At 54.8% G+C, this 2,406-nt stretch carries 1 tRNA gene and 1 rRNA gene; both read right to left on the bottom strand.

From position 1 onward, the window contains the following. Positions 1–1,929 (bottom strand): 23S ribosomal RNA (locus QC821_RS21615); the annotation flags it as partial. A gap of 316 nt (positions 1,930–2,245) precedes the next feature. Continuing rightward, positions 2,246–2,321 (bottom strand) — tRNA-Ala (locus QC821_RS21610). Positions 2,322–2,406: the final 85 nt, after the last annotated feature.

The following is a 2,406-nucleotide window of genomic DNA, read 5'->3' as shown; positions in this document are numbered from 1 at the left end:
TTACGCCATTCGTGCAGGTCGGAACTTACCCGACAAGGAATTTCGCTACCTTAGGACCGTTATAGTTACGGCCGCCGTTTACCGGGGCTTCAATTCAATGCTTGCACATCTCCTTTTAACCTTCCGGCACCGGGCAGGCGTCAGACCCTATACGTCGCCTTGCGGCTTCGCAGAGCCCTGTGTTTTTAGTAAACAGTCGCCACCCCCTGGTTTGTGCCCCCGACCGATGCTTGCGCACCCATCGGGCCTCCTTCTCGCGAACTTACGGAGGTATTTTGCCGAGTTCCTTAAATGTGGTTCTCTCAAGCGCCTTGGTATTCTCTACCAGTCCACCTGTGTCGGTTTAGGGTACGGTCTTGTGGAGGGCTATTTCCAGGAACCCCTAAGCAGCCCGATCAATCCGTTAAGATCGAACTACCCTCGGGATCCGTCACCATCTCCTGGCCCAGGAATATTAACCTGGTTCCCATCGACTACGCCTTTCGGCCTCGCCTTAGGGGCCGGCTTACCCTGCTCAGATTAGCTTTAAGCAGGAACCCTTGGACTTTCGGCGACAGGGTCTCTCACCCTGTTTGTCGCTACTCATGTCAACATTCTCACTTCTGATCACTCCACCGGATGCCTCACGGCCCAGCTTCACAGTCAGAACAATGCCTCCGCTGCCCCCGAAGGGTCAGAAGAGGCAGCGTCCTATATCACAGAACGCTCCGCTACCACGTGCATAAATGCACATCCAAAGCTTCGGCTCGTGGCTTGAGCCCCGTTACATCTTCGCCGCAAGACCTCTTGATTAGACCAGTGAGCTGTTACGCTATCTTTAAAGGATGGCTGCTTCTAAGCCAACCTCCTGGTTGTTTTGGAAGTCTCACATGCTTTCCCACTTAGCCACGAATTGGGGGCCTTAGCTGTTGGTCAGGGTTGTTTCCCTCTCCACGACGGACGTTAGCACCCGCCGTGTGTCTCCCGGATAGTCCTCTCGGGTATTCGGAGTTTGCTTAGACTCAGTAAGGCTGTGGGCCCCCATCATCCATGCAGTGCTCTACCCCCCGAGGGATACGTCCGAGGCGCTACCTAAATAGCTTTCGCGGAGAACCAGCTATCTCCGAGTTTGATTGGCCTTTCACCCCTAGGCACAAGTCATCCCGACCTTTTTCAACAGGTGTGGGTTCGGACCTCCAGTTGGTGTTACCCAACCTTCATCCTGCTCATGCCTAGATCACTCGGTTTCGGGTCTGATCCATCTAACTCATGCGCCCATTTAAGACTCGCTTTCGCTGCGCCTACACCTAACGGCTTAAGCTTGCTAGATAGACCAAGTCGTTGACCCATTATACAAAAGGTACGCCGTCAGGGCTCAATAAAGGCCCCTCCGACTGCTTGTAGGCGTCCGGTTTCAGAAACTGTTTCACTCCCCTCGTCGGGGTGCTTTTCACCTTTCCCTCACGGTACTGGTTCGCTATCGGTCAGCAAGGAGTACTTAGCCTTCGAGGGTGGTCCCCCGATCTTCAGACAGGATTTCACGTGTCCCGCCCTACTTAATATGTCCCATCAGACTTCCCATACGGGGCTGTCACCCGCTCTGGCCAGACTTTCCAGTCTGTTCTGGTCATCCTCAAGGCTCGGCTGGTCCGCGTTCGCTCGCCACTACTAGCGGAGTATCGGTTGATTTCCTTTCCTCCGGGTACTTAGATGTTTCAGTTCCCCGGGTTCGCTTCTTAAACCCTATGTATTCAGGTAAAAGATACCTGGTTATGCCCACTGTTGATATCCGCAAGGATAACAACAGCAAACAGTCAGGTGGGTTTCCCCATTCGGAGATCCATGGATCAAAGCCTATTCCCGGCTCCCCATGGCTTATCGCAGGGTATCACGTCCTTCATCGCCTCTTGCTGCCAAGGCATCCACCAAACGCCCTTATCGCGCTTGATTTGATCCGGAAGAAGAAAGACTTTGTGGGTCCTCCAGGAAGCAGCCTTTTGTGTGCCCGCTCCCGTTCGCTTCCGCATCGCATGCATACTATTCCCGCCCCTTCCTGAAGAAGGGACTTTGGTTAGTGTACTTGACTTGGACAACGCCGCCGTTGCGATCGGGTCCGAAGACCCTCCGCCGCTGCATCCTCACGCGGATGCAGCCGACAACGCTGATTATCTCTCTGAACGATGTTAAAAGGCTTCCCCGAAGGAAGCCGGCGTCCGACAGGACGAGACAGAACCAAAGGGTGCTGTCTGATCATGTCGACGGGAATTGGTGGAGCCTAACGGATTCGAACCGATGACATCCTGCTTGCAAAGCAGGCGCTCTACCAACTGAGCTAAGGCCCCATCAGCAGGGGGGTCGAGGCCCGCGACGCCCCCAGGGCCAAAGACCCGGGAACGCGCAAGCGAAAGACTCTCCGACAAGGCCCAC

The organism is Franzmannia qiaohouensis (genome assembly GCF_031451695.1).
GTDB classification, from domain to species: Bacteria; Pseudomonadota; Gammaproteobacteria; order Pseudomonadales; family Halomonadaceae; genus Franzmannia; species Franzmannia qiaohouensis.
The sequence above is the reverse complement of the archived record's forward strand: the minus strand, read 5'-3'. Positions and strand labels throughout refer to the sequence as shown.